Source organism: Streptomyces sp. NPDC045026 (assembly GCF_056432625.1).
In genome coordinates this window covers 341634-368081 of sequence record NZ_JBWKIS010000002.1, presented here as the reverse complement: position 1 = coordinate 368081, position 26448 = coordinate 341634, and the positions used below count along the sequence as shown (strand labels likewise).

The following is a 26448-nucleotide window of genomic DNA, read 5'->3' as shown; positions in this document are numbered from 1 at the left end:
AGGCCCCGGTTTCCACCGAGTCAACAAGGGGTGTGGGGAGCGAACGCGGACGTCAGGACCGGGTGAGATCGACCTTCGCCGCGATCGGCAGATGGTCGCTGCCGGTCTCGGGCAGGGTCCACGACGTGACCGGCTCCACACCCTTGACCATGATCTGGTCGATGCGGGCCATGGGGAACGAGGCGGGCCAGCTGAACCCGAAGCCACTGCCGGCGGCACCCTGCGTGGAGCGCATCTGGGACGTGACGCCGTTCAGCGCGCGGTCGTTCATCGTGCCGTTGAGGTCGCCGAGCAGGATGACCTTGCCGAGCGTCTCGTCGGCGATGGCCTCCCCCAGCGCGTCGGCGGAGGTGTCGCGCTGGCTGGCGGTGAACCCGGCGTGGATCTTGACCCGGACCGACGGCAGGTGCGCGACGAAGACGGCGACATCGCCCTGGGGCGTGGCGACCGTGGTGCGCATGGCGCGCGTCCAGCCGAGCTTGATGTCGACGGGCCGCGTCCCGCTCAGCGGGTACTTGCTCCACAGTCCGACCGTGCCGGCGACGGAGTGGTACGGATACGTCTTCGCGAGGGCCCGCGCGTAGACGGGCACGGCGTCGGCCGTCAGCTCCTCCAGGGCGACGACCTGCGCCCCGGAGGCGGCGATGGCGTCGGCGGTGCCGGTCGGGTCGGGGTTCTCCGCGTTGACGTTGTGCGTGGCGACGGTGAGGTCGCCGCCGCTCGCGGTCTTGTCGGTGAGGAGCCCGCCGAAGAGGTTGAGCCAGACGACGGCCGGGACCAGGACCGCGATCAGGGCTGTCGCGGACTTCCGTACGACGGCCAGGACCAGCAGGACGGGCACGAACACCCCGAGCCAGGGAAGGAACGTCTCGGTGAGGGAGCCCAGGTTTCCGAGGGTGTTGGGGATCTGCGCGTGGAAGAGCATCACGAGCGCGACCAGAACGGCCAGCGTCGCGAGGATCACTCCCCGGCGCCAGATCCCCCGGTCACCGCGCCATCCGCCGGTCAGGCGGCGCAGCGGGTCTCTGGAAGGCTGGTGCCCCGCGCCGCCGCCGCCCGTTTCCGTCCTGAACCCCTGCGCCATACCGTCGTCGCCTCACTGCCCTGCCGTGCACACCGACCTCGCCCTGAAACCCTAGGGGATGATCGGCGCCCTCCTCGCCGTCCACGACGGCCGTACGGGCACGAGGACGAGCACATCGGCGCACTGGGTTCCGGATCGGCGGTGTGCACGGGGCCTCTGTGACGAAACGCGCATATTCAGTCCGGTGGCCGCAGTCCGTCGAGCGCGCAGTCGACGATCGTCGCGGAGAGGTCGTCGGCGAGCGGCGCGTCGGGCCGGATCATCGTGCGCAGCAGCATCGGCCCGACGATGAGGTCGTTGATGAGCTCTATGTCGACGCCGGCGCGCAGTTCACCGTTCTCGACGCCGCGCCGCAGCACGTCGAACATGACGCGGCGGCGCGGCTCGATCACGGTGTCGTGGTACGCGTCCCAGAGCTTCGGCAGGCTCTTCATCTGCGCGAAGACGTTGTGCAGCAGGGCCGAGGAGCGCAGGGAGACGCCGCGCCTGCGCTGGTGCTCCAGGAGGCTGATCAGGTCGTCACGCATGGAGGTGCCCGGCAGCTCGGGCTCGGGCTCCTCCATGATGCGCAGGACCTCGACGAAGAGTTCCTCCTTGCCGGACCAGCGCCGGTAGATGGTCGCCTTGCCGACGCCGGCGGTGCGGGCGATCCGCTCGATGGACAGGTCCGTGAGCGGGACGCCGTCCTCGATCAGCTTGAGGACGCCCTCGACGATGGCCCGCTCGACGGCCTCGCTGCGCGGGCGTCCGCGCACCGAGCGTCCCGCATCCACGTCCACGACCACTCCGCCTTCCCGCCGTCCTGTGCAGCGGCGATTGTCTCAGCAGGCCACTGTGGCCTGCCCGGACGGGCACGGGTCAGCGACCCGCCCCGACTGCCTCCTCCCTGCTCTCCTCGGCCGTTGTCCGCGGCGGGCGGCCCGGCAGGAAGACGACCGTGACGACGGCGCTGAGCAGCGCGATACCGGCCCCGCACAGGGCGGTCACGTGCATGGCGTGCAGGAAGGAGTCGTTGGCCGCGCCGACCAGCGCGTCGCCGCGCGGGCCGAGCTTCGCCGCGATGCCGAGGGTGGCCTCGATGGACTCGCCCGCCGTGTGCCGCAGTCCGGCGGGCAGCAGGGCGAGCTTGTCCTCGATGTCGTTGCGGTACGCGGTGGACAGCACGGAACCGAGTACGGCGATGCCCAGGGCGCCGCCGACCTGGCGGAAGGTGTTGCTGAGGGCGGACGCGGAGCCCGCCTTCTCGCGCGGCAGGGCCTGCATGATGACGACGCTGGTGGGGGTCATGACGTGCGCCATGCCCATGCCCATGAGGAAGAAGATGACTTCCAGGATCCAGATGGGCGTGTCCGCGTCGAGGACCACGAACGCGGCGAGCATCGCGCCGAGGATCACCAGGCCGCCGGTCGTCGTGGCGCGCACTCCGAAGCGGTCGACGACGAGCCGGGCGCGCGGCGCGAAGATCAGCTGGGCGGCGGCGAGCGGCAGCATCAGGAGACCGGTCTGCAGCGGCGAGTAGCCGCGCACGCTCTGGGTGTAGAAGACCGAGAAGAAGGTGACGCCCATCAGCGCGAAGAAGACGAGCGCGATGGCGGCTATGGCCGCGGAGAACACCTTGTTCTTGAAGTACGTGATGTCGATGGACGGGTGGTCGCTGCGCTTCTCGTACAGGACGAAGCCGACGAGGACGACGAGTCCGGCCGCGATAGTCAGCAGGACCGCCGGGTCCGTGAAGTCGGCGAGCTGGCCGCCCTTGATGATGCCGTAGACGAGCAGGACGAGGCCGACGACGGAGAGGGCGACGCCCACGAGGTCGATGCGGCCGGGCTTGGGGTCGCGGGAGTCCGGCACGAGGGCCAGCATCAGGACGACCGCGATGATCACGATCGGCACGTTGACCAGGAAGACCGAGCCCCACCAGAAGTGGTCGAGGAGCACGCCTCCGGTGATGGGGCCGATGGCGATGGCGATGCCGACGCCGCCCGCCCAGATGCCGATGGCCTTGGGCTGCTCGTCCCGCTCGAAGACGTTCATGAGGATGGCCAGCGTCGCCGGCATCACGAAGGCGGCGCCGATGCCCATGATCGCCCGGAAGATGATGAGCTGGACCGGCGAGCCGGACTCGGCGGCGAGGGCGGAGCCGAGGCCGAAGACGACGAGCCCGAAGACCAGCACCTTCTTGCGCCCGAGCCGGTCACCGAGCAGACCCGCGGTGAAGAGCAGTCCGGCGAAGACCAGTGTGTAGGCGTTGATCGCCCACTCCAGCTCGCCCTGCGTGGCGCCGAGGCCCGCGGGGGCCGGGGTCGAGATCGTCTTGATCGCGACGTTCAGGATGGAGTTGTCGAGCACAACGATCAGCAGGCTGAGCATCAGGACGCCGAGGATCGCCCATCGGCGGCGGTGCACAGCCTCGGGTATGCGCGGCGGCGCGGGAGCGGCAGGAGTGGTCATGGCGCTCAGACTAGGGCAGTTTCGATACGAGACCGTCTCGTATTGGAATCCCTTAGGAAGACTTTACGAACCCGACGGGTGACCCGCTCGCGGGGTGACCCACCCGGCGCACACCCCCCTAGCCATTCCTCGGCACGCGGTGCCACCATGGAGGGGATCCGGGGACGCCGTAAGGGTGCCTCGAGACAACAGAAGGAGCCGTTGCGATGACGCAGCTTTCGGCTGCCCAGAACAACCCCGACAGCAGCAACAGCGGCAGCAAGGCGCTGTACGGGGGCAAGAGCAACCGGCGCATCACGGTGCGCGACATCACGCTCGCCAAGGAACGCGGCGAGAAGTGGCCCATGCTCACGGCGTACGACGCGATGACCGCGTCCGTCTTCGACGAGGCCGGCATCCCGGTCATGCTCGTCGGCGACTCCGCGGGCAACTGTCACCTCGGGTACGAGACCACCGTGCCCGTCACCCTCGACGAGATGACGATGCTCTCGGCCGCCGTCGTACGGGGCACCAAGCGCGCCCTCATCGTCGGTGACCTCCCCTTCGGCTCGTACCAGGAGGGCCCCGTACAGGCCCTGCGGTCCGCGACGCGCCTGGTCAAGGAGGCCGGGGTCGGCGCCGTGAAGCTGGAGGGCGGCGAGCGCTCACTGGCCCAGACCGAGCTGCTCGTGCAGTCCGGCATCCCGGTCATGTCCCACCTGGGCCTCACCCCGCAGTCCGTGAACACGATGGGGTACCGCGTCCAGGGCCGCGGCGACGAGGACGCGCACCGGCTGCTGCGCGACGCCAAGGCCGCCCAGGACGCCGGCGCGTTCGCCGTCGTCCTCGAACTGGTCCCCGCCGAGCTGGCCGCCGAGGTCACCCGGTCCCTGAACATCCCGACCGTCGGCATCGGCGCGGGTGCCGAGTGCGACGCCCAGGTCCTCGTCTGGACCGACATGCTCGGCCTCACCGGCGGCAAGATGCCGCGCTTCGTGAAGCAGTACGCGGATCTGCGCGGCGTCATGGGCGAGGCGGCGAAGGCCTTCGCGCAGGACGTGGTCGGCGGCACGTTCCCCCAGGAGGAGCACTCGGTCCACTGACCCGGACCACCACCTGAACCACAGTGGCACCACAGCGGCTCGCCGATCTTCCCCCGTCGGCGGGCTGCTGCCGTTCCGCCGCCCTTTCGCACTGCTGTACTGCCTTTACTGCCTTTTACTGCCTGTCTGCCGCCGTTCTGTAGGTGCCATACACGGGGCTGTCGGCCGCCTGTCGGTGGATTGTCGGTGGCACCTGGCACCTTGTGCGTCATGACGCGAATCGACAAGAAGACCTCACACAGTGACGTCGGCGGCCGGACGGCCTCCGTCACCGTGCGGGGCCTGGTCAAGCACTACGGCGAGACCAAGGCGCTGGACGGCGTGGACCTGGACGTGCACGAAGGCACGGTCATGGGCGTGCTCGGTCCGAACGGCGCGGGCAAGACCACGCTCGTCCGCTGCCTGTCCACCCTCATCACCCCCGACTCCGGCTCGGCGTTCGTCGCCGGGTACGACGTGGCGAAGCAGCCCCGGCAGCTGCGCCGCGTGATAGGCCTCACCGGCCAGTACGCCTCGGTCGACGAGAAGCTCTCCGGCCGCGAGAACCTGTACATGATCGGCCGCCTCCTCGACCTGTCCCGCAAGGAGTCCCGCTCCCGCGCCGACGCGCTCCTGGAGCGGTTCTCCCTCACGGACGCCGCCACGCGCCCGGCGAAGACGTACTCCGGCGGCATGCGCCGCAGGCTCGACCTCGCCGCGTCGATGATCGGCAGCCCGGCCGTCCTCTACCTGGACGAGCCGACGACCGGCCTCGACCCCCGCACGCGCAACGAGGTGTGGGCAGAGGTCAGGCGCATGGTCGACGACGGTGTCACGGTGCTCCTCACCACCCAGTACATGGAGGAGGCCGAGCAGCTCGCCAACGAGCTGACGGTCATCGACCGCGGCAAGGTCATCGCGGGCGGCGCCATCGACGACCTCAAGGCGAAGGTCGGCGGCCGCACCCTGCGCATCCGCCCGGCCGACCCGCTGGAGCTGCGCCCGCTGGCCGCCGCCCTCGACGACATGGGCCTCACCGGCCTCGCCACGTCGACGGTGGACGCCGAGGCCGGCGCCGTCCTGGTCCCGATCCTCAGCGACGAGCAGCTCACCGCCGTGGTCGGCGCGGTCACCGCGCGCGGCATCACGATCGGCTCGATCGCCACCGAACTGCCCAGTCTGGACGAGGTGTTCCTGTCCATCACCGGCCAGAAGGCCAGTGCCCCGCAGGACGACACCCGTACCTCCGAGCTCGAGGGGGCCGCCGTATGAGCGCCACCACGCTGACGCCTCCCCTCGATCTCGAGGCCGACTCGCGCATCTCCGTGCGCTCCCACATCCGTCACACCGGCGCGCTCGTCCGCCGCAATCTGCTGTGGATCCGCCAGGACCCGGAGTCGATGTTCGACGCGGTCCTGATGCCGATCGTCTTCACGCTCCTGTTCGTCTACGTCTTCGGCGGCTCCATCGGCCAGGCGCTCGGCGGCGGTCAGGACCAGTACGTGCAGTACGTGGTCCCGGGCATGATGGCGATGATGAGCATGAACATCGCCATGGCCGTGGGCACGGGGTTCAACCAGGACTTCCAGAACGGCATCATGGACCGCTTCCGGACCCTGCCGATCGGCCAGGGCTCGGTCCTCTTCGCCAAGATCGTGGTGGAGCTGATGCGGCTGCTCATCGCGACGACGATCATGATGATCGTCGGCCTCCTGGTGGGCTTCGACATCACGAACTGGCCCGGCCTGTTCGCCGCCGTGGGCCTCACCGCCCTCTTCGGCACGTCCATCATGTGGATCTTCCTGGTCCTCGGCGTCGTGATGAAGAGCGCCCAGGCCGTACAGGGAATGGGCTTCCTGGTCCTCATGCCTCTGCAGTTCGGTTCGTCGATCTTCGCGCCGACGCAGTCGATGCCGGGCTGGCTCCAGGCCTTCACCGACTACAACCCGCTCTCCTCGCTCGCGGACTCCGCGCGCGGCCTGATGGTGGGCGGCCCGGTCGCGCACGACGTGTGGGTGACGGTGATCTGGTCCGCGGTCCTCACGCTCGCGATGGCTCCGATCGCGATCCACAAGTTCCGTACCAAGAACTGACGTTCAGCAGGACAGGCAGTTCAACCGCGATCGCGTCCCAGCAGGGCGGTGGCCTCGTCGAGAGACAGGTCGCCGCCCTCGGCGTATGCGGCGTCGTACGCCCGGTCGCCGATGGTCTCCCGGATCGCGGACTCGGCGGACGCGTAGGCGTCGCGCTCCAGGTAGGACCGCACGTGCCGGGAAGGAAGCTGTCCGTCGGAGGCGCCCATCAGCCGGGCGGCGTCGAGGGCTTCGGCCGCATCGCCGCACAGGCTCAGCGCGCGGGCGCCGGTGACCAGGTGCATGGCGGGCATGTGCGGGGCGATCACCAGGGCCAGCGGGTCGGTCGCCATCTCCAGGGCCTCGGCGACGCCGGCGAGGGCCTCCTGCGCGCGGCCGTCCTCCGAGTCGAGCCAGGCCTCCATCCCGACGATGAAGCCCCGGAAGACGACGAAGTCCATCGCCTTGAACTCCTCCTGGAGGAGCCGCAGTTGCTCGCGCGCCTCGGCGACACGGCCGGTGGCACCGTAGCGCCCGGCCAGGAACATGCGGGCGGCGGGCCAGGCCTCGTTCGTATGGCGCTTGCCGGGATCGAGGATGCCGAGAAGCAGCTGCTCGCCACGCTCGCCGTCATCACCCTCGATGAGGGCCTGCCCGAGCCGCGCGTTCAGGATCGCCACCTGCGCCTGCGCGCCGAGGCGTTCGGCGCCCTCGATGGCCGCCGCGTAGTCCTCGGCCGCGGCGGCGTACGCGCCGCTGCGCTCATGGGCCTCGCCGCGCGCGGACAGCGCCTCGGCGACGCCCCACCGGTCACCGAGCCGGGTGAACAGTTCGAGGGACTCGTCCGCGTCCCGGACGGCGTCGCCCGCCCAGTCACTGCGGTTGGCGAGGATGTTGGCCCGCAGCTGGAGGGTGAGGGCGAGTTCCCAGGTGTAGCCGAGTTCGCGGCAGGTCCGCACGGTGACGTCGGCGAGGTTCCACAGCGCCTCCATGTCGCCGCTCATCATCACCGCGTAGAACCAGAGGTTGCCCGGCGGGCGACAGGTCTGCGGAAGGCCCGGACGGTACGCCTGCGCGATCGCGCGCAGCTTCGCGCCACCCTCCTCGGTCTGCCAGGTCTCCATCTCCATGTCCATGTAGGCGAGGCGCAGCAGATGCACCCCGCGCCGTGCCTCCACGAGCAGTTCGGGGCCGAACGGCGGCGGGGCGTCGGTGCAGCGCTCGTAGAGCGGGGGCGCGGGGTCCGCGGGCGGGGTGAACGGGTCGGGGCCGAGCTCGGTGGCCTCGCGCGACCAGTTGCGGGCGTCGAGGCGCAGGTCGCGCATCTGCCAGAACCAGGCCAGCGAGAGCACCAGGGAGAGGGTCTCCTGCTCGTCCCGGGCGGCGACGGCGTGCCGCAGGGCGGTGCGCAGGTTCTCGTATTCGCGTTCCAGGCGGGCGACGGCGGCACGCTGGCCGTGGCCGCGCAGCTGCGGGTCGGTGGTGCGGGCCAGTTCGCGGTAGTACGTGAGGTGGGCGTGCTCGGCGTCCGTCCGGTCACCGGCCTCGTCGAGCCGGTCACCGGCGTACTCGGCGACGGTCTCCAGGAGGCGGTAGCGCATGGCGCCGGCCCGGTCGCGGCCCCCGCCACCGGCGCCGTCCCCGTAGTCCCCGTAGTCCCCGTAGTCCCCGTAGTCCCCGGTGTTTCCGGTATCTCCGTAGTCCTCGCGTTCAGACTCATCTCCGTAGTCCTCGCGTTCAGACTCGTCACCGCCCCAAGGGGCCGCCACCACGAGGGACTTGTCCACGAGCGAGCCGATCGCGTCGAGGGCGCCGGGACCGCACACCGACTCCGCGGCGGCCAGATCACAGCCGCCGCTGAAGACCGACAGCCGGCGCAGGACCGTCCGCTCCTCCTCGTCGAGCAGGTCCCAGGACCAGTCGACGACGGCGCGCAGCGTCTGCTGGCGGGGCAGGACGGTGCGGGCGCCCGAAGTGAGCAGGCGGAAGCGGTCGTCCAGGCGGTCGGCGATCTGGCGCGGCGTGAGCATCCGCAGCCGGGCGGCGGCGAGTTCGATGGCGAGCGGCAGTCCGTCGAGGCGCCGGCAGATCTCGGCCGCGGCCCGCTCGTCGTCCTCGACCCGGAACCCGGACCGCACGGCGGCGCCCCGCTCACCGAACAGGCGCAGGGCGAACGGCTCCGGCAGCGGCTCCACCGGGTGCAGCAACTCGCCCGGTACGCCCAGGGGTTCGCGGCTCGTCGCGAGGACCGTCACGCCGGGGCACCGGCTGAGCAGCTGCTCGGCGAGGCGCGCCGCGGCCTCGATCACGTGCTCGCAGTTGTCGAGGATCAGCAGCATGCGGCGGTGCGCGCAGTGCTCGGCGAGGCGTACGAGCGGGTCCTCACCGTGCCGGTCGGACGCGGCCCGCAGCTCCTCGGCGCCGGCACCGCGCAGCACCGTCTCGCGCGCCCCGAGCGCCGTGACGACGGCCTCCGGGACGGCGTCCGGGTCCTCGATGGGCGCGAGCTCGGCCAGCCACACGCCGTCCGGTACGTCCATGCCCTCGGCGGCCTCCTGGGACAGCCGGGTCTTTCCGGCGCCGCCCGGACCGAGCAACGTCACGAGCCGCACGCGTCCGAGGTCCTCACGAATCGCCCCGATGTCGTCGGCGCGGCCCACGAAGGAGGTGAGCCGGGCGCGGAGGTTGCCGGTGGGGGCGAGTGCTCTGACGGGGGTGGTGGTGCTGGGGCTTTCGGTGGCGGCGGGAGTGGAGGTGGAGGTGACGGAGGTGGTGGGGCGCGGCACCAGGAGGTCGGCGTGCAGTGCGCGCAGTTCCGGGCCCGGGTCGGCTCCCAGCCGCTCCGCGAGCTCGACGCGTACCCGCTCGTAGGCCACCAGCGCCTCGGCGGTGCGGCCGGCGTCGCGCAGCGCTCGCAACCGCAGGGCCTGAAGCGGCTCGTCGAGCGGATGCGTGTCGCACAGCGCGGTCAGTTCGGGCAGGGCGGTCTCTGCCCTCCCCAGGGCGAGCGACGCGGCGAGCCGCGTGCGCCGGGCTTCGAGGTGGAGCGCCTCCCAGCGGGCGGCGTCCGCCGAGCGGTCCGGCAGATCGGCCAGCGCGGGGCCGCGCCACAGGGCGAGCGCGTCGTCGAGGACGACCGCCGCCTTGCCCGCGTCGCCGTCGGCCAGCGCTCGCACCCCGTCCCCCACGAGCCGCTCGAAGCGGAACAGATCGATGTCCTCGGCGGCGGCCGCCAGCCGGTAGCCGCCGTCGAGGGAATGCACCGCGTCGGCGCCGATCGCCCTGCGCAGCCGCCCTACGAGCGCCTGGAGCGCGCCGGTCGCGTCCGCGGGCGGGTCGGCGCCCCACACCTCGTCGGCGAGCACCTGCGGCGGGACGGTACGGCCGGGCCGCAGCGCGAGCACGGTCAGCAGGGCACGCAACCGCGCCCCGCCGACGGGGACGGCCGTGCCGTCGTCGCGGAGTGCCTGCGTGGTGCCGAGGATGCGGTAGCGCACTGGCCCATTGTCTCCAAATCGGCGGCCTTGCCGCGCCCGGGTTTCCGCGGGACGGCGGTCCCGGGCGTCGGACATGTGTTCCGGCGGCGCTCCGACACCTGTCAGGACGGCGGGCCGTGGTTGCGTTTTCGTCGGTTATGCGGAACCCGCGGCCTGCCCCGGCACGTTCCCCCCACACCGCACCACCGATACGGTCAGCCCGTCGACCCCGCACCGCAACAGGCCGCACGCACCCCGGGAGCCCTCCTCCATGACCACCGCCGCCACCCGCCGCACCGATCGCAGCGATCGCAGGATCAGCCCTGTCTTCCTCGGTATCGCCGCCGTCACCGGCGTCTCCGGCTGGGCCGTGTGGACGGACTTCGCCGCGCAGCCCGGCCTCGCCGTCTTCCTGTTCGTCACGGGCGCCTGGATCGTCTCGCTCTGTCTGCACGAGTACGCACACGCTCGCACGGCGCTGCACAGCGGCGACATCTCCATCGGCGCGAAGGGTTATCTGACCCTGAACCCGCTGAAGTACACGCACGCCCTGCTCAGCATCGTGCTGCCCGTCATCTTCGTGATCATGGGTGGGATCGGTCTGCCCGGCGGCGCCGTGTTCATCGAGCGGGGCCGGATCCGGGGCCGCTGGCGGCACAGCCTCATCTCCGCGGTGGGTCCGCTGACCAACGTCCTGTTCGCCGTCGTGTGTACGGCGCCGTTCTGGCTGGACGCGCTCGACGGGGTGCCGGACACGTTCCGCTACGCGCTCGGCTTCCTGGCCCTGCTCCAGGTGACCGCGGCGATCCTGAATTTCCTGCCGGTCCCGGGCCTGGACGGCTACGGCGTCATCGAGCCCTGGCTGTCCCAGGGGGTTCGGCGGCAGGTGGAGCCATTCGCTCCGTTCGGGCTGCTCGCCGTCTTCGGCATCCTGTGGATCCCGGAGGTGAACGAGGTGTTCTTCGACGCGATCTACTCGATCCTGCGTTCCCTCGGCGTCAACCCCTGGGACGTGGACTGGGGCCAGGAGTTCTACCGCTTCTGGCAGGGCACCCCTGAGATCCCCGTCGTCACGCAGTAGGCGCGGCGGCTGCCGCCTTCGCCTGCTTCTCCGCCTTGGCCCGGCGCACGTAGTACCAGGTCATGTTCGAGGTGAGGCCCGCGAGCAGGACCCAGACGATGCCGAGCAGGCTGCCCTGCGCGAAGGCGACCACGGCCGCGGCAGCCGAGAGGACGCAGACGACTAGGGCGTACAGAGCGAGGCGGGGCATGGGGGTCGGCTCCTGTCGGACGGAGAGGTCGTACGCCGACCAGTGTCCCCTATGCCCCTCCCTCGGCTGCACGTCGGCTCCACGTCGGCCGTCCGTCTGCGGCTTCGGCGGTGACGTGTGGGTTATACGTCGGTGACCCGCAGGCCCGCGTGCGCCTTGTAGCGGCGGTTCACCGAGATCAGGTTCGCGACGAGCGACTCCACCTGGTGCGCGTTGCGCAGCCGGCCCGCGAAGACTCCCCGCATGCCCGGGATGCGGCCCGCCAGCGCCTGGACGATCTCCGTGTCCGCCCGCTCCTCGCCCAGCACCATCACGTCCGTGTCGATCTCGTCGACCGCCTCGTCCTGGAGGAGAACCGCCGACAGGTGGTGGAACGCCGCCGTCACCCGCGAGTCCGGCAGCAGCGCCGCGGCCTGTTCCGCCGCGCTGCCCTCCTCCGGCTTCAGGGCGTAGGCGCCCTTCTTGTCGAAGCCCAGCGGGTTGACGCAGTCGACCACGAGCTTGCCCGCGAGGTCCTCGCGCAGCGATTCGAGGGTCTTGCCGTGGCCCTCCCACGGCACCGCCACGATCACGATGTCACTGCGGCGCGCACACTCCGCGTTGTCCGCGCCCTCCACGCCCAGGCCCAGCTCATCCGCTGCCGCCTGCGCGCGCTCCGCTGCGCGGGATCCGATGATCACCTTCTGGCCTGCCCTGGCCAGCCGGTACGCGAGCCCGCGGCCCTGGTCGCCCGTGCCGCCCAGCACGCCGACCACCAGGCCCGATACGTCGGGGAGGTCCCAGGGGTCCTTCGCCGGAGCCTTCGCCGGATCCTTCTGCACACTGTCGGTAGAGGTCATACGGTGACCTTACTCAGGCCTGTCGCCCAGGAGCGCGGCGGCCGGGATCCGTCTGAACGTGATCGTCTCGTAGGCGCTGAAGTCTCCTGTCTCGTAGAGGAGTCCGACCGTCGAGGCGTCAATCCGTACGAGGTCGGAGTAGGCCGCGGGCAGGCCGTCGACCGTGTGGGCGACCCGCCATGTCACGCCCTCGTCCTCACTCGCACGCACCGTCATCAGCGCCCTGAACCCGGGGTCCGCCGGGCCCGCGAACAGCAGCACCTCCCCCAGCCTCAGCAGGCTCCCCTCCACCACCGGGCCCACCAGGCCCGCCTGCGGCCGGAACGCCTTCACCAGGCTCTCGCCGCCGTCCCGCGACGTCGCGTCCGCCCTCGTGCCCGGCGCTGGTGAGTCATTGCGGGCGTTGAAGTACAGCCGCCCGTCGGCCAGTTCGACCGTGGCCGTCTCGTTCACGTTCACATAGCCGTCCGGGTGGTCGTCCACGTAGCCGAGTCGCCAGGTCCTGCCCCTGTCGTCGCTGAGCAGGCAGTGACCGCCGTCGTACTTTCCCTCCGTGCCGGTGTCGCTTCCGGCGGGCGGGAGTGAGTGGTTGGCCGGTACCACCACTCGTCCGCTCTGTGTTTGGATCGCGTGGCCCGGGCCTGTGGCGTACCAGCGCCAGTCCTTGTTCTTCGCCTGTGCCGTGATCTCCCTGGGTGCCGACCAGGTCAGTCCCTCGTCGTCGCTGTGCTGCACCCAGACGCGGCGCCCGTCCTCGGGCTCGACCTCGCCCCGTCTGATCGCTGTTTCCGTGGCGCTTGCCGCGTTCCGTACGTGGACGATCAGGACCCTTCCCGTGTCCAGCACCACTGGCGCCGGGTTTCCCGCCAGGTCGTCGCCGTTCGCCGCCACCACCTGGAGCGGGTCCCAGGTGCGGCCGCCGTCCGTAGATCTCTTCAGGACCACGTCGATGTTCCCGTAGTCCTCCCTCGATCCCACTCGCCCCTCGCAGAACGCGAGCAGCACGCCGGAGCGTGTCGTGACAGCTGCGGGGATCCGGAAGCTCGCGTATCCCTCGCGCCCCGCGCGGAAGGGAACAGACGTCTCAGTCAGCACCCCCCATCCCTCCCCACCCAGAGGGAATTCCCGGTGAACTCGGCCTGACGAGTTCACTGTTGAGGCAGTATGCGCAGGCATGGACGCCGTACGGGTCGCACTGCTGCGGGAAGTGCTCGCCGGGACCGAGTGGCTGGGCGCCGCGCGCCGCTTCGCCGGTGCGCTGCGGACCTCCGTGGTGCCGCATGGGGGTGGTCTGCTTCTTGTGGGTACGCCGGAGTACGAGCCGTGGCATCTCGCGGCGCATCTCGTGGACGAGGCCGCCTGGTCCGGCATGCCCGAGCTGTCGCCCACGCTCGTGCGCCATCGGGCGGGGGCCGGGGATCCGGCCCATCTTGCCGTGGGGCTCGGCCGGATCGAGGCGGCTCGGCGGGGCGAGACGCTGCTCGTTGTGGCGCCCGGGGCGCCGGGTGAGGAGTTGCTGGAGCGGGTGCATGACGCTCGGCGGGCGGGGGCCACGGTTCTGGCCATCGACTCGGGTGACCGTGATCTGCATGCCATGGCTCACGAGGCGCTCACACCCGGGCCCGATCTCGACCTCGATACGGCGCAGCACCTGGTCAGCGCTGCCGCGGGCGAGAATCCCGTCGGCGGTGGGGTCCGGGGGCCCCGGCGGCGCTTCCGTGATCGGCTGTCCCGTCTCACGGATCATCTGACTTCGCCGCCGCCTGCGGGGTGGTAGCGGTCGTCACTTGAAGCGGGGGTGAGCTCGGGCGCGTTTTTGGGTGCGGGCTCGATGCGGGCTGCTCAGGTGCGGGCTCGGTGTGGGCTGCTCAGGTGCGGGCTCGGTGTGGGTTGCTCAGGTGCGTTTTTGGGTGCGAGGCCGTGGGGGCATGTACGTGCTCGCTGTTCTATGGGGCATCGCTGCCCAGCCAAATTGCCTGTACGTGGTGCTGGTGGCTCCGCGCGCACATGCCCCCACGGCCCCTCCCGTTTCGTACGCGGCCGACGGCCCGGTGGGGCTCCACTCCCTGTCGGCGGTCCGGTGGGGGCGGCCGGCCTGTACGCGGGTCAGTGCCGGGCGCCCCTCGGCGGTGTCAGGTTTTGTCGTCCTCGCCCTTGGCGTCGTGCCACTTGGGGTCGGTCTCCCACTCGAGGTTTCGTTCACGCGCCGTCTCCATCGCGTGTTCTGCCTCGGCGCGCGACGCGTACGGGCCGAAACGGTCCTTGTTGGGGCAGTCCGGCCCCTCTTCGACCTTCTGGTGCTCCAGGCAGTAGTACCACTCGCCGGGCTTCCCGACGGTCCGCCTCTTGAACAGGGCCATCTGCGGCTCCTCTCGCCATGACCATGGTCCCCCACAGCCGCTCGATACACTCGCTGGCATGTCTGGTCAGTCGCTGCTCGCACCAGGGGAGCTCTCTCCCATTCGTTCCGTACCCGGAAACATCCGGCGTCCCGAGTACGTGGGCAAGCCCGCGCCGACGCCGTACAAGGGTCCGGAGGTCCAGACCCCCGAGACGGTCGAGGCCATGCGTCTCGCCGGCCGGATCGCGGCGCGGGCGATGGCGGAGGCCGCCAAGGCCATCGCGCCCGGCGTGACCACGGACGAGCTCGACCGCATCGCGCACGAGTACATGTGCGACCACGGCGCGTACCCCTCGACCCTCGGCTACCGCAACTTCCCGAAGTCGCTGTGCACCTCCGTCAACGAGGTCATCTGCCACGGGATCCCCGATTCCACCGTTCTGAACGACGGCGACATCATCAACCTTGATGTCACTGCGTACATCGGCGGTGTTCACGGCGACAACAACGCGACCTATCTGGTCGGTGATGTCGGCGAGGAGTCCCGGCTTCTCGTCGAGCGGACCCGGGAGTCTCTCGACCGGGCCATCAAGGCCGTGCGCCCCGGGCGTCAGATCAACATCATCGGCCGTGTCATCGAGTCGTACGCGAAGCGCTTCGGGTACGGCGTCGTGCGGGACTTCACCGGGCACGGGATCAACTCGTCGTTCCACTCCGGCCTGATCATTCCGCACTACGACAGCCCGCACGCCACCACCGTCATCCAGCCCGGGATGACCTTCACCATCGAGCCGATGCTCACGCTCGGCACCCACGAGTACGACATGTGGGACGACGGGTGGACCGTGGTGACCAAGGACCGCAAGCGGACCGCTCAGTTCGAGCACACCCTTGTCGTGACTGATTCCGGTACGGAGATTCTCACTCTGCCCTGATCCGGTTCCGCCTCCTGGCCCGTCCCTGTGTGGGGCGGGCCTTTTGTGTTGCCCCGGCAGGTGATCGGGGTAGCGTTTTTACCGACACGGTGTCGGGAAGGTGCTAGGTTAGGCAAGCCTAAGTTTACTGGTCTGGAGGCTTCATGGATACGCCGTTCTCCACCCTGATCCGCACCGCCTCTCACGAGCAGCACACAGAGGCCGAGAGCACCACGTTCATGAGCGACCTTCTCGGCGGAGCCCTCGGCGTCGAGGCCTACGCCCGTTACACCGAGCAACTCTGGTTCGTCTACCGGGCATTGGAGGGCGTCGTGGGGCAGCTGGAAGGGTCTGCTGTGGCCGGTCCGTTCATACAGCCCGAGTTGCTTCGGATCCCTGCCATCGAGCGGGATCTGGCGCATCTGCGGGGGGCCGGCTGGCGCGACGGCGTTTCCGCTCTGCCGGCCACGCAGGCCTACGCCTCGCGCGTCGCCGAGTGCGCCCGCGACTGGCCCGGGGGCTATGTCGCCCATCACTACACCCGGTACCTGGGAGATCTGTCCGGTGGGCAGATCATTCGCGACAAGGCCGAGAAGAACTGGGGCTTCGCCCGCAAGGGCGACGGTGTGCGGTTCTATGTTTTTGAGGGGATCGCGAATCCCGCCAGTTTCAAGCGCAGTTATCGCGCCCTGCTCGATGACGTTCTCGCCGATGATCTGGAGAAGCAGCGCATCGTGGCCGAGTGCAAGCGGGCGTTCGCTCTCAACACCGCCGTCTTCAAGGCTCTTGGCGAGGAGTTCAGCAGCGCCGCTTGATCAGGTGAGGCGGACCCTGCCGCCCACTTCGATCAATCCGTCGGGCTGGGGTGCCGTGAGGATTTGGGAGCCTTTGCCCTGGGTGATGTTCAGAGCCCTGTTCAGTTGCGCCGTGAGCAGTAGTGCCGCCGCCCCCGTCGCCTCGTCCTCGTCGATTCCGTCGTTCCTGCCCGGGAACGCTCGGGCCCGCACCCTTCCCGCCGCCGCGTCCTCCCACGCCCAGGCGTAGATCCACTCTCCCGGCGGGGGGACCTGGAGTTCCTCCACTTCCGCCGCCGAGTCGTACTGGCGCAGCGTTCGGGGCGGTGCCCACTCCGGTCGCGCCTCGATCCAGGTGAACTCGCCGTCCAGCCGCGCGCCCACCACGCCTGCGGGCGTGACCAGTTCGGGTACGTCAAGGAGCCAGGCCGTGCCCACGCAGGGGTGTCCGGCGAAGGGCAGGCGCGTGGTCGGTGTGTAGATGTCGATGACGCCGCGCTCGGGGTCGTCCACGAACACCGTCTCGCTGAAGCCCAGCTTCGCGGCCAGGGCCTGCCGCTCGTCCCTGTCGGGGACGTCGCTTCCTTCGCGTACGACTGCGAGCTCATTGCCGTGGTCGCCGTGGGGGCCGCAGAAGACTCGGAGCACGTCGTAGTCCGTCACCGGGACAGTCAATCATCCGGTGGGGGGTGGCGGGTTTTTGCCTTTCGTTTGCCGTTCTACGGGTCGCCCATGGGTCGCTTGTATCCGAGGCGCGATCGGCGTCATTTCGTGAGAGCTGAATCACTGGACCCATGGGTAGCACTCAGGTAAGCCTCGGTTAAGTTAGGTCCGCCTCACTCACTGTGCCTCACGTCTTGGAGCCCGCATGCGAGCCGTCCGACTCACTGTTGTCACCGCCGCCGCCACCGCGGCGACCCTGGCCGCCGTCACGGGCTGCACCCAGAAGAGCGACGCCAAGTCCGGTGGCGACCACGTCGTCGAGGTCACGGCCACGGACGACAAGTGCGACGTCTCCAGGACCGAGCTCCCGGCCGGCCATGTCGAGCTGTCGATCGAGAACAAGGGCTCCAAGGTCACCGAGGTCTACGTCCTGTTCCCGGACGACCGGATCGTCAGTGAGCGCGAGAACATCGGCCCCGGCACCAAGCAGAAGCTCACCGCCGAGGTGAAGGCCGGCTCGTACGAGATCGCCTGCAAGCCCGGCATGAAGGGCGACGGCATCCGGCAGAAGGTGACCGTCACCGGCGGCAAGGCCGTCAAGCGTGACCCCCGCCTGGACAAGGCCGTCGCCGCCTACCGGACGTACGCGCAGGAGCAGGCCGACGAGACGCTGCCCAAGGTCACGACGTTCACGGACGCCGTGCGCAAGGGTGACCTGAAGGCCGCGCAGGCCGCGTACGCGCCGTCCCGTATCGGCTGGGAGCGCACCGAGCCCGTCGCCGAGTCCTTCGGTGACATCGACCCGAAGGTCGACGTCCGCGCGGACGGCCTGGAGGAGGGGCAGGACCCGAAGACCGACTGGACCGGCTGGCACCGCCTGGAGAAGGCGCTGTGGCAGGACAAGAAGATCGGCTCGCGGGAGAAGGAGCTGGCGACGCAGCTCGACAAGGACCTGAAGGACTGGCAGACCCGCGTCGGCAAGGCGGACATCACGCCGACCTCCATGGCCAACGGCGCCAAGGAGCTCCTCGACGAGGTCGCCACCGGCAAGGTCACCGGCGAGGAAGAGCGCTACTCGCACACCGACCTCGTCGACTTCAAGGCCAACGTCGAGGGTGCCGAGAAGGCGTACGACCTGCTCAAGCCCGTCGCCGCGGAGAACGACGCCGCGCTGACGAAGGAGCTCGACAAGCAGTTCGCCGCTCTGGACACGCTGCTCGACAAGTACCGCAAGGACAAGACCTCCTACGAGTTCACCTCCTACGACAAGGTCGGCAAGGCGGACCGCAAGGAGCTCTCGGACGCGGTGAACGCGCTCGCGGAGCCGCTGTCCAAGCTCGCCGCCGCCGTCGTCGTCAAGTAGCGCTCCGGGTTCGCAGGTAAGGGGTCAGGGATGACGGACACCACGGCCGACGCCTCCGTCGGCTCGGACAACTCCCGTACGCCGTCGCGGCGTTCGGTGCTCGCGGTCGGCGGGGCCGGGCTCGCGCTCGGGGCCGCCGCCGCGGGAGGCGCCGTCGCCGTCACGCGGACCGGCGACGATCCGCAGCCGGTCGCCGACTCGGGCGGCGCGGTTTCCTTCCACGGCGCGCACCAGGCCGGTATCGCCACCGCCGTCCAGGACCGTCTGCACTTCGCGTCGTTCGACGTGAAGACCGACGACCGCGACGAGTTCGTGCAGCTCCTGAAGGACTGGACGAAGGCCGCGTCCCGCATGACGGAGGGGCACGCGGTCGGCGAGGGCGCTTATGGCGGGCTGCCCGAGGCGCCGCCGGACGACACGGGCGAGGCGCTCGGCCTCAAGCCGTCCCGGCTCACCCTCACCATCGGTTTCGGCCCGTCCCTGTTCGAGAAGTTCGGGCTCGGGGACCGGCGGCCGGAGGCTCTCGTCGACCTGCCGAGGTTCCCCGGCGACAATCTCGACAAGGCGCGCAGCGACGGTGATCTGTGCATTCAGGCCTGCGCCGACGATCCGCAGATCGCCGTGCACGCCATCCGCAACCTCGCCAGGATCGGCTTCGGCAAGGTCGCCATCCGCTGGTCCCAGCTCGGCTTCGGCAAGACCTCGTCGACGACCCCGGACGCGCAGACCCCGCGCAACCTGATGGGCTTCAAGGACGGCACCCGCAACATCGCCGGCACCGAGACCGCCCGCCTCGACGAGCACGTGTGGGTCGGCACCAAGGACACGGACGCCGACTCGGCCTGGATGACCGGGGGTTCGTACCTCGTCGCCCGGCGCATCCGCATGAACATCGAGACCTGGGACCGTACGTCGCTCCAGGAGCAGGAGGACGTCTTCGGCCGCGACAAGGGCGAGGGCGCCCCGGTCGGCAAGGCCAAGGAGCGCGACGAGCCGTTCCTGAAGGCGATGAAGCCGGACGCGCACGTGCGGCTCGCGCACCCCGACTCCAACGCGGGGGCGACCATCCTGCGCCGCGGCTACTCCTTCACCGACGGCACGGACGGTCTCGGCCGTCTGGAGGCCGGTCTGTTCTTCCTGGCCTACCAGAAGGACGTGCGCAAGGGGTTCATCCGCGTGCAGCGGAACCTGTCGCGCAGTGACGCGCTCAACGAGTACATCCAGCACGTGGGTTCGGCCGTCTTCGCCGTCCCGCCGGGCGTCCGGGACTCGGGCGACTGGTGGGGCCGGGCGCTGTTCTCCAAGGAGGCATGAGGACACGATGTTCGGCAACTATCTGATCGGTCTGCGCGAGGGACTTGAAGCCTCTCTCGTCGTCTGCATTCTCATCGCGTATCTGGTGAAGACGGACCGGCGGGATGCCCTGCGTCCCATCTGGATCGGCATCGGCATCGCCGTCGCCGTGGCGCTCGGCTTCGGGTTCGCGCTGACCTTCGGCTCGCAGGAGCTGACGTTCGAGGCGCAGGAGGCGCTCGGCGGTTCGCTGTCGATCGTCGCCGTGGGCCTGGTGACGTGGATGGTCTTCTGGATGCGGCGCACGGCGCGGCATCTGAAGGCCGAGCTGCACGGCAAGCTGGACGCCGCGCTGCAGATGGGTACCGCCGCGCTGGTGGCGACGGCGTTCCTCGCGGTCGGCCGTGAGGGGCTTGAGACCGCCCTGTTCGTGTGGGCTTCGGTGCGCGCGTCCAACGACGGCACGCACGGGCCGCTCATCGGCGTCCTGCTGGGTCTGCTGACGGCGGTCGTCCTCGGCTGGCTGTTCTACCGGGGCGCCCTGCGGATCAACCTGGCGAAGTTCTTCACGTGGACCGGCGGCATGCTGGTCGTCGTGGCGGCGGGCGTCCTCGCGTACGGCGTGCACGACCTTCAGGAGGCGCAGTTCCTGGGCGGTCTGTCCAGCACGGCGTTCGACATCAGCGACACGATTCCGCCGGACAGCTGGTACGGCACGCTCCTGAAGGGCGTGTTCAACTTCCAGCCTGATCCGACGGTCCTCCAAGTCGTCGTCTGGCTGCTGTACTTGGTCGTGACGCTCACGGTGTTCTTCGCGCCGTCCGGTTTCCTGTCCAGGAAGCCGAAGCCCGAGGCGCCTGCGTCCCGTGAGTCCGTCAAAGCCTGATCCGGACGCATCCGCCGCTCCCCTCCCCGATAGGGTTCGGACCCGGGAAGGGGAAGGTGAAGACAACCGATGAGCAAGCTCCTCCGCAGGCCTCGTGGTCTCAGGAAGCCGGTGACGGCGGTGTCCCTCGCGACCGCCGTGGCGCTGACGGCGAGCGGGTGCGTGACGGTGCACGGGGAGCGGGAGGTCCTCCCGGCGGCCACCAAGGCCGAGGCCGCCCGCGCCCTGAAGGATTTCACCGCCGCGTACAACAAGGCCGACAAGGCGTACGACGCGTCACTCGACGAGGACCATGTGACGGGCGCGCTCGGCGCGATCGACGCGGCCAAGCTGAAGGCCGGGCACGTCAATCACCCCGACGGCAACCGGAACCACTCGGATCTGGAGCTGTCGGACGCCGAGTTCACCATCCCCAAGAAGGCGGGCTGGCCGCGCTGGTTCGTCGCGGACACCAAGGCCAACCGGGCCGGTGACTTCCGGTGGATGCTGGTCTTCACCCGCGACGATGTGAACCGGCCGTGGCAGGTGTCGTATCTGACGCTCATGACGCCCAGCGATGTCCCCGAGTTCAAGAAGGACAAGGACGGCTGGGCGCAGCCGGTGGCGGCGGACGCCGCGGGGCTCGCGGTGGCGCCCGGGGACATGAGCCGGAAGTACGCGACGTATCTGAAGGACGGCGGGGACGGTTTCGCGCCGGGCCGGCACACGTCGCAGTGGCGGACCACTCGGGAGAAGAACGCGAGCCGTCCGGGTCTCGCCCGGCAGTACGTCGACGAGCCGATGGCGTCGGGCGACTACGCGCCGTTGGGTCTGCGGACCGCGGACGGCGGGGCGCTGGTGTTCTTCGCGACGCACCACTACGAGAAGCAGACGGCGTCCAAGGGCCTGAGCATCACGGTCGACAACGAGAACGTGAAGGCCCTGATGACCGGCGACGTGAAGCAGTCGCTGACGCTGGAGCGGATCTCGAACCAGATCGGCCTCGAGCCGGCCGGCGGAGGCGACGTCGAGATTCTGACCCGGCTCGAGGGCCTCACGGGCGCTAAGGGCAGCTAGACGCGCCGAAGGGCAGCCAGGCCTTGTCGGCGTGTGGGCGGCTTTTCAGGCCGGGTCGGCGCAGGGGCGGCTGTGCGCTGACGGCCCTGCGCGCGGGTGGGTCAGCCGCGCGAGGGCCAGGCTTCCGTGAAGTCCTTCTCCTCGCCCACGTAGCGCGCGCAGGCGTCGGTGAGGGCTTCGAGCAGGGTGAGCGGGTCGGGCAGCGGGTGTTCGAGGCCGCGCAGCCAGTCGACGGTCAGGTCACCGGGGAGCCGGGCGGGCGGCACGGGGACGTAACTGCCGCGGCAGTGCCAGCGCAGGCCGGGGTGCTCCTCCAGGGTCTCCGGGTGGCAGTCCAGCTCACAGGGCCACCACTCGTCCTCGTCCTCGGGGGTGCCGCGGGTGGCGGTGAAGAAGAGCATGCGGTCGCCGCCGGACTCCGCGACGGGGCCGACGTCGATGCCTTCCGCCAGCAGGCGCTCCAAGGCCTCGCGGCCGGCCTCCAGGGGGACGTCGAGGACGTCGTGGACCATGCCGGTCGCGGTGACGAAGTTGGCCTGCGGCTGATGCCTGGCCCAGCGCTCGATCTGGCTGCGGTCCGTCGTGGACTGCGTCTGCCAGGCGAACGAGACGGGGTGCCTGCCGGGCGTGGGACAGCCGATGCGGCTGCACGAACACCGGTAGTCGGTGGGGTACGCGGCGGGTGCGAGCGGCAGTCCCGCGTCGGCCGCGGCCAGGAGCAGCGCCTCGCGGCCGCCGTCGCCCTCGGCCTCCTTGGGACGCCTGGCACGCAGCCACTGGGAGATCCTGCCCTGTCCGCCGGACCGGCGGCCGTACTCCGCGCCCATCAATCCCCTCACCTCGCCGTAGTACCGAGAAGCATGTCCCATGGTCGCACCATCCTGCGCCGCGGGTGGCCACAGTCCACATCCGGGGTACCCGGGGCGATGCCGAGCGATACGAGGCGCGGAAGATAATCGGGTGTCATTAGCGACTTTACGGTGATTTGCCCGCCTACCGTGGTCGGCATGGTCACACGGACTGCGCTGACGAGCCTCGGCGGGCTCCTGGCCCTCACCCCGCTGGTCCTCTCCCCCCTCGAGTGGGGCACCGCCCCCCTGACCGTCGGCAGCCTCCGCGGCATCGTCTACACGGCACACCGCGGCGGCGCCCTGGAGGTCCCGGAGAACAGCATGTCGGGCCTGACGGCCGCCTACCGGCGCGGCACCGCGCAGGTCCTCGACTTCGACACCCGGATGCTGCGCGACGGCACGATCGTGGTCCTGCACGACCCGACGCTGGACCGCACGACGAACACGACGGGCCCGGCGAACAGGATCGACGCGCGGCAGTGGGCCCGCGTGCGGATGCGCCCGAAGGCCTCGCTGCCGGGCCGCTGGCGCGCCGAGCCGCTGCCGACGGCCGCCGAGGTGCTCGACCGTCTCGGCGGGCGCACCGTGCTGATGCTGGAGGCGAAGGACCCGGCGAGCCTGGGCGGGCTCTCCGCGATGATCCACCGCCGGGGCCTGACCCGGTCGGTCTTCGTGAACTCCAACGACCCGGATGTCGCCCTGCGCGCCCACCGCATGGGCCTCACCGCGCAGCTGTGGCGCACGAAGGTGCAGATGCGCACGGACCGCCCGGCGCGCTGGGCCCGTTTCGTCGACCTGCTCGACGTGGACTACAAGGCGCGCGACGCCGATCTCGTACGGGCCGTGCGGTCCGGGATCCCGCGGGTGTGGGCGCACACGGTGGACTCGCCACGGCAGCGGGACCGGGTGCTGCGGCTCGGCTGCAACGGCGTGATCTCGGACGCGCCGGGCCTGCTGGCCCGCACCCCTGCCGAACGTGCGGGCGCGGGTCAGCGCGGGCCGATCCCGTAGAGGGCGTACTCGACGAGGGTGTCGGCGTAGGCGTGGTTCAGGGGGCCGGTGCCCTGGAGCCAGCGCTGGGCCAGCGGCGCGCTGAACAGGTCGCGGGCGATGTACGGGTCGACGTCGGCGCGGATCTGGCCGGCCTCCTGGGCGGCGCGCAGCCGGCGTACGTAGAGCTCGAGCGAGGGCAGCAGAAGGCGGCCGACGAACTCCTCGCTGAAGGCCGGGTTGGCGACGCCCTCGGCGGCGAGGGCGCGGGCCGGGGCGTCGTAGCGGGGGTCGAGCAGCTCGTCGACCGTGGCGCGCAGGACGGCCTTGAGGTCGGCTTCCACGTCGCCGGTGTCCGGGATGCCGTCCGCCTCCGTCCAGTCGCCCGCTCCGGCCGCCTCCGCGGCCTGGGCGCCGAGGTCGATGAAGGCCTCCATGAGTACCTCCGCCTTGGAGGACCACCAGCGGTAGATCGTCTGCTTGCCCACACCCGCGCGGGCGGCGATGCCCTCGATGGTGGTCTTGGGGTAGCCGATCTCACCGACGAGGGCGAGGGCGGCGTCGTAGATCGCGCGGCGCGAGCGCTCGCTGCGGCGATTGGAGTCAGGGGCGGTCTTCTGGGCCATGGCTCGAATGTAGCAGCGAACGAGGCGAGACGTACCGTCTCAATCCTATTGACAAGACGGTCCGTCTCGCCGAGAGTAGACCTCGTTGGCGAGACGAACCGTCTCGCTCCGGGTGGTCCAACTCCCGCCCGGGACAGCACATTCGAAGGGAGACCACGATGAGCCGAGGTGGATCCGGGAACATGCTGGGCGTCGGCGGCACGCGGAGCAATCTCTCCCGCAAGACCCTGCGCGGCGGCGGCCGCGGCGGCCGGGTCGGCGGCGGGCTCGACCCGCAGGCGCAGAAGCGGGAGCTGCTGCGCAGGCTCCGGGAGGAGCGCGCGGCGGGCGAGGCTTCGTGACGCGGTGAGAACGGGGCCGGGGGTGGTGGTGAATGCGGCGGATCACGGGCCGGTGGCACGCCGGCCGGTGACTCAGAGGCAACCACCCGTTCGGTGCACAGCGGTACGGGCTCCTCACACCGCACCATGGGCGCATCTGCCACTGCGGTCGTGAGGAGCCCTCATTGCCTGGTCGAAGCGCCACACCCCGGCGTTACCTGATGTGCCCACCGGCACACTTCGAAGTCACCTACTCCATCAACCCCTGGATGGATCCCGCCAAGCCGGTCGACGTCCCGCTCGCGCTGGCGCAGTGGGAGGACCTGCGGGACCGCTACCGCTCGCTCGGTCACCGCGTCGACGAGCTCGAACCCCTCCCCGGCCTGCCCGACATGGTCTTCGCGGCGAACGGCGCGACCGTCGTCGACGGACGGGTTCTCGGGGCCCGCTTCGCTCACCCCCAGCGCACCGCCGAGGCCGCGGCACACCTGTGCTGGTTCAGGGAGCGCGGCTACGCGGCGGTCCACGAGCCCGTCCACATCAACGAGGGCGAGGGCGACTTCGCGGTCACCGCCTCGTACGTCCTGGCCGGGCGGGGCTTCCGCTCCAGTCCGCTCGCGCACGCCGAGGCACAGGAGTTCTTCGGCCGCCCGGTCGTCGGCCTCGATCTGATCGACCCGCGCTACTACCACCTGGACACCGCGCTCGCGGTCCTCGACGACGCGGCGGACGAGGTCATGTACTACCCGGACGCGTTCTCGCTGGGGAGCCGGGCCGTCCTCGAACGGCTCTTCCCCGATGCGCTGACCGCCACGGCGCGGGACGCCGCGGCGTTCGGTCTGAACGCCGTGTCGGACGGCCTGCACGTGCTGCTTCCGCAGGCGGCCGTCGGCCTGTTCGAGCCGCTGCGGGCGCGCGGGTTCGAGCCCCTCGGGATGGACCTCTCGGAGCTGCTGAAGGGCGGCGGCAGCGTGAAGTGCTGCACGTCTGAGCTTCGCGGCCAGGAGCTCCGGTTCTGAGCTGGTTCGCCGGGTACGGGGGATCCGTGGCTGCTCGCGCCCACGCCCCCTATGAGGCCGGAGGCCAGGCGTCTCCCCAGTCCGCGTCACGGGCCGCCCGGTACAGCGGCCCGTGCCGCTTCGTCACCGTCTCGCGGCCCAGCGCGCCCTCCGCCTCGCACAGATCCAGAAGCACCTGGCCCTTGCGGATCTGGGGGCGGCGCGTGATCCGGGCGGCCGGGCGCTCGGGGGCGAACCGGGTCGCGGCCACGTAGCTGAACTTCTCGTCCTCGTACGCGAGTGATCCGCCCTTGACCTGGCGGTGCAGCGACGACCTGCTGACACGGGCCGAGAAGTGGCACCAGTCGGTGCCGGGCTCGATGGGGCAGGCCTCGCTGTGCGGGCAGGGCGCGGCGACGTGGAATCCCGCGTCGATCAGGCGCCGGCGCGCCTCGATGATCCGCTCGTAGCCGTCGGGGGTGCCGGGCTCGACGACGACCACCGCCCCGTCGGGGCTCGCGGCGGCGGCCGCGGCGTCGACGACGGCGCGGCGGTCGTCGACGGTCAGCTCCTTGAGGACGTACGACACCGTCACGAGGTCGGTGCTCTCGATGGTGAGCGCCGATCCGATACGCGAGCGCTGCCACCGCGCGGAGGCCAACCGGTCACAGGAACCGGCCAGTTCACGCCCGAGGGCGAGGGCGGGCTCGGCCCAGTCGAGGACGGTGACCGGGCGCTCACCCGCCCAGGTGTCGGCGACGGCCCAGACCGCGGCGCCCGTCCCGCCGCCCACGTCGACCTGGCTCCCGGGCGTCCAGCCCTCGGGCGCCGCGTCGGCCAGCGCGCCGAGCGCCGAGCGGACCGCCTCGAAGGTGGCGGGCATCCGGTACGCGGCGTAGGCGGCGACGTCGGCACGGTCCCGCAGGATCGGCGCGTCCGTCGGGGTGCTCCCCCGGTAACTCGCGATCAGCCGCTCGACGGCGCGCGCCGCCTGCGTGGGCGGCAGCCCGTCGAGCAGCCCCGCGAGCGCCGTGCGCAGGGTGTCGGCCGGGGAGGTCTGCGAGTAAGGGGTCAGGGGGGCGTTCACCCCCTGATTCTA

The 26448-nt window shown here is 70.5% G+C and carries 26 protein-coding genes; 14 read left to right on the top strand and 12 right to left on the bottom strand.

Annotation, left to right across the window (positions count from 1 at the left end; translation table 11 throughout):
• Nucleotides 1–52: 52 nt before the first annotated feature.
• From AC07EJ_RS05510 to AC07EJ_RS05500, 3 genes are all read right to left on the bottom strand, one after another.
• Entirely contained in the window at nt 53–1084 is a 1032-nt protein-coding gene (locus AC07EJ_RS05510) for an endonuclease/exonuclease/phosphatase family protein (protein WP_389475827.1), read from the bottom strand.
• A 176-nt stretch (nt 1085–1260) separates the two neighbouring features.
• Nucleotides 1261–1863 carry a TetR/AcrR family transcriptional regulator gene (locus tag AC07EJ_RS05505; protein WP_478883836.1) on the bottom strand — a complete coding sequence of 201 codons (603 nt, stop codon included), beginning with the start codon at nt 1861–1863 and terminating at the stop codon, nt 1261–1263.
• Between the two features lie 79 nt (nt 1864–1942).
• Nucleotides 1943–3535 (bottom strand): MFS transporter, encoded by a 1593-nt coding sequence (locus tag AC07EJ_RS05500; protein WP_478883835.1) that lies wholly within the window; start codon nt 3533–3535, stop codon nt 1943–1945.
• A 206-nt stretch (nt 3536–3741) separates the two neighbouring features.
• Here AC07EJ_RS05500 and panB point away from each other — a divergent pair, with 206 nt between their 5' ends.
• The 3 genes from panB (at nt 3742) to AC07EJ_RS05485 (ending at nt 6689) form a co-directional block, all read left to right on the top strand.
• Nucleotides 3742–4617 carry a 3-methyl-2-oxobutanoate hydroxymethyltransferase gene (gene panB / locus AC07EJ_RS05495; RefSeq protein WP_100592063.1) on the top strand — a complete coding sequence of 292 codons (876 nt, stop codon included), beginning with the start codon at nt 3742–3744 and terminating at the stop codon, nt 4615–4617.
• A 210-nt stretch (nt 4618–4827) separates the two neighbouring features.
• Nucleotides 4828–5868, top strand: coding sequence for an ATP-binding cassette domain-containing protein (locus tag AC07EJ_RS05490; protein WP_389475834.1), 1041 nt, complete (start codon nt 4828–4830; stop codon nt 5866–5868).
• Nucleotides 5865–6689, top strand: a complete 825-nt coding sequence (locus AC07EJ_RS05485) for an ABC transporter permease (RefSeq protein WP_389475836.1) — start codon at nt 5865–5867, stop codon at nt 6687–6689. The genes AC07EJ_RS05490 and AC07EJ_RS05485 overlap by 4 nt, the downstream gene beginning before the upstream one ends.
• 20 nt (nt 6690–6709) lie before the next feature.
• Here AC07EJ_RS05485 and AC07EJ_RS05480 read toward each other — a convergent pair whose 3' ends face one another.
• A complete protein-coding gene (locus tag AC07EJ_RS05480; protein ID WP_478883834.1) occupies nt 6710–10165 on the bottom strand; it encodes an AfsR/SARP family transcriptional regulator in 3456 nt (1151 codons plus the stop codon).
• Nucleotides 10166–10415: 250 nt separating this feature from the next.
• Here AC07EJ_RS05480 and AC07EJ_RS05475 point away from each other — a divergent pair, with 250 nt between their 5' ends.
• A complete protein-coding gene (locus AC07EJ_RS05475) occupies nt 10416–11225 on the top strand; it encodes a site-2 protease family protein (protein WP_389475840.1) in 810 nt (269 codons plus the stop codon).
• Here the strand turns inward: AC07EJ_RS05475 and AC07EJ_RS05470 are convergent.
• The 3 genes from AC07EJ_RS05470 to AC07EJ_RS05460 all read right to left on the bottom strand — a co-directional run bounded on the left by AC07EJ_RS05470 (nt 11215) and on the right by AC07EJ_RS05460 (nt 13346).
• Nucleotides 11215–11415 carry a hypothetical protein gene (locus AC07EJ_RS05470; protein WP_389475842.1) on the bottom strand — a complete coding sequence of 67 codons (201 nt, stop codon included), beginning with the start codon at nt 11413–11415 and terminating at the stop codon, nt 11215–11217. The two genes, AC07EJ_RS05475 and AC07EJ_RS05470, sit on opposite strands and share 11 nt — an antisense overlap.
• Before the next feature lie 122 nt (nt 11416–11537).
• Nucleotides 11538–12254 carry an NADPH-dependent F420 reductase gene (npdG, locus tag AC07EJ_RS05465; protein ID WP_393582568.1) on the bottom strand — a complete coding sequence of 239 codons (717 nt, stop codon included), beginning with the start codon at nt 12252–12254 and terminating at the stop codon, nt 11538–11540.
• Between the two features lie 9 nt (nt 12255–12263).
• Nucleotides 12264–13346 carry a sialidase family protein gene (locus tag AC07EJ_RS05460; protein WP_389476333.1) on the bottom strand — a complete coding sequence of 361 codons (1083 nt, stop codon included), beginning with the start codon at nt 13344–13346 and terminating at the stop codon, nt 12264–12266.
• Nucleotides 13347–13428: 82 nt separating this feature from the next.
• Between AC07EJ_RS05460 and AC07EJ_RS05455 the strand changes: the two genes are divergently transcribed.
• Complete coding sequence (locus AC07EJ_RS05455) at nt 13429–14031, top strand: hypothetical protein (protein WP_478883833.1); 603 nt, start codon at nt 13429–13431, stop codon at nt 14029–14031.
• 355 nt (nt 14032–14386) lie between these two features.
• Here the strand turns inward: AC07EJ_RS05455 and AC07EJ_RS05450 are convergent, their stop codons facing one another.
• Nucleotides 14387–14614 (bottom strand): hypothetical protein, encoded by a 228-nt coding sequence (locus AC07EJ_RS05450; RefSeq protein WP_389475848.1) that lies wholly within the window; start codon nt 14612–14614, stop codon nt 14387–14389.
• A gap of 58 nt (nt 14615–14672) precedes the next feature.
• On the opposite strand from AC07EJ_RS05450, the gene map reads away from it, so the two are divergent.
• Together map and AC07EJ_RS05440 are read left to right on the top strand one after the other, a co-directional pair.
• Nucleotides 14673–15530, top strand: a complete 858-nt coding sequence (gene map / locus AC07EJ_RS05445; protein ID WP_389475850.1) for a type I methionyl aminopeptidase — start codon at nt 14673–14675, stop codon at nt 15528–15530.
• 143 nt (nt 15531–15673) lie between these two features.
• Nucleotides 15674–16324 carry a biliverdin-producing heme oxygenase gene (locus AC07EJ_RS05440; RefSeq protein WP_389475852.1) on the top strand — a complete coding sequence of 217 codons (651 nt, stop codon included), beginning with the start codon at nt 15674–15676 and terminating at the stop codon, nt 16322–16324.
• Here the strand turns inward: AC07EJ_RS05440 and AC07EJ_RS05435 are convergent, their stop codons facing one another.
• Nucleotides 16325–16966: a PhzF family phenazine biosynthesis protein gene (locus tag AC07EJ_RS05435; protein ID WP_389475854.1), complete on the bottom strand. Its 642-nt coding sequence runs from the start codon at nt 16964–16966 to the stop codon at nt 16325–16327.
• 205 nt (nt 16967–17171) lie between these two features.
• Here AC07EJ_RS05435 and efeO point away from each other — a divergent pair, with 205 nt between their 5' ends.
• From efeO to AC07EJ_RS05415, 4 genes are all read left to right on the top strand, one after another.
• Nucleotides 17172–18329: an iron uptake system protein EfeO gene (gene efeO / locus AC07EJ_RS05430; RefSeq protein ID WP_393582573.1), complete on the top strand. Its 1158-nt coding sequence runs from the start codon at nt 17172–17174 to the stop codon at nt 18327–18329.
• 30 nt (nt 18330–18359) lie between these two features.
• On the top strand, nt 18360–19643 hold the full coding sequence (gene efeB, locus AC07EJ_RS05425; protein ID WP_389475858.1) for an iron uptake transporter deferrochelatase/peroxidase subunit: 1284 nt from the start codon (nt 18360–18362) through the stop codon (nt 19641–19643).
• A 7-nt stretch (nt 19644–19650) separates the two neighbouring features.
• On the top strand, nt 19651–20508 hold the full coding sequence (efeU, locus tag AC07EJ_RS05420) for an iron uptake transporter permease EfeU (RefSeq protein ID WP_478883832.1): 858 nt from the start codon (nt 19651–19653) through the stop codon (nt 20506–20508).
• A gap of 69 nt (nt 20509–20577) precedes the next feature.
• Nucleotides 20578–21564 carry an SCO2278 family lipoprotein gene (locus AC07EJ_RS05415; protein ID WP_478883831.1) on the top strand — a complete coding sequence of 329 codons (987 nt, stop codon included), beginning with the start codon at nt 20578–20580 and terminating at the stop codon, nt 21562–21564.
• A gap of 101 nt (nt 21565–21665) precedes the next feature.
• Here AC07EJ_RS05415 and AC07EJ_RS05410 read toward each other — a convergent pair whose 3' ends face one another.
• Complete coding sequence (locus AC07EJ_RS05410) at nt 21666–22391, bottom strand: bifunctional DNA primase/polymerase (RefSeq protein ID WP_389476335.1); 726 nt, start codon at nt 22389–22391, stop codon at nt 21666–21668.
• 180 nt (nt 22392–22571) lie between these two features.
• On the opposite strand from AC07EJ_RS05410, the gene AC07EJ_RS05405 reads away from it, so the two are divergent.
• Nucleotides 22572–23426, top strand: a complete 855-nt coding sequence (locus AC07EJ_RS05405; RefSeq protein WP_389475864.1) for a glycerophosphodiester phosphodiesterase — start codon at nt 22572–22574, stop codon at nt 23424–23426.
• On the opposite strand, the gene AC07EJ_RS05400 is transcribed toward AC07EJ_RS05405, so the two are convergent.
• Nucleotides 23405–24031 (bottom strand): TetR/AcrR family transcriptional regulator, encoded by a 627-nt coding sequence (locus AC07EJ_RS05400; protein ID WP_389475866.1) that lies wholly within the window; start codon nt 24029–24031, stop codon nt 23405–23407. The two genes, AC07EJ_RS05405 and AC07EJ_RS05400, sit on opposite strands and share 22 nt — an antisense overlap.
• A 158-nt stretch (nt 24032–24189) precedes the next feature.
• On the opposite strand from AC07EJ_RS05400, the gene AC07EJ_RS05395 reads away from it, so the two are divergent.
• Both AC07EJ_RS05395 and ddaH read left to right on the top strand, forming a co-directional pair.
• Nucleotides 24190–24372 carry a DUF6243 family protein gene (locus AC07EJ_RS05395; RefSeq protein WP_389475868.1) on the top strand — a complete coding sequence of 61 codons (183 nt, stop codon included), beginning with the start codon at nt 24190–24192 and terminating at the stop codon, nt 24370–24372.
• A gap of 164 nt (nt 24373–24536) precedes the next feature.
• Nucleotides 24537–25370, top strand: coding sequence for a dimethylargininase (gene ddaH / locus AC07EJ_RS05390; RefSeq protein WP_478883830.1), 834 nt, complete (start codon nt 24537–24539; stop codon nt 25368–25370).
• Nucleotides 25371–25419: 49 nt separating this feature from the next.
• Here the strand turns inward: ddaH and AC07EJ_RS05385 are convergent, their stop codons facing one another.
• Entirely contained in the window at nt 25420–26436 is a 1017-nt protein-coding gene (locus tag AC07EJ_RS05385; RefSeq protein ID WP_478883829.1) for a small ribosomal subunit Rsm22 family protein, read from the bottom strand.
• Nucleotides 26437–26448: the final 12 nt, after the last annotated feature.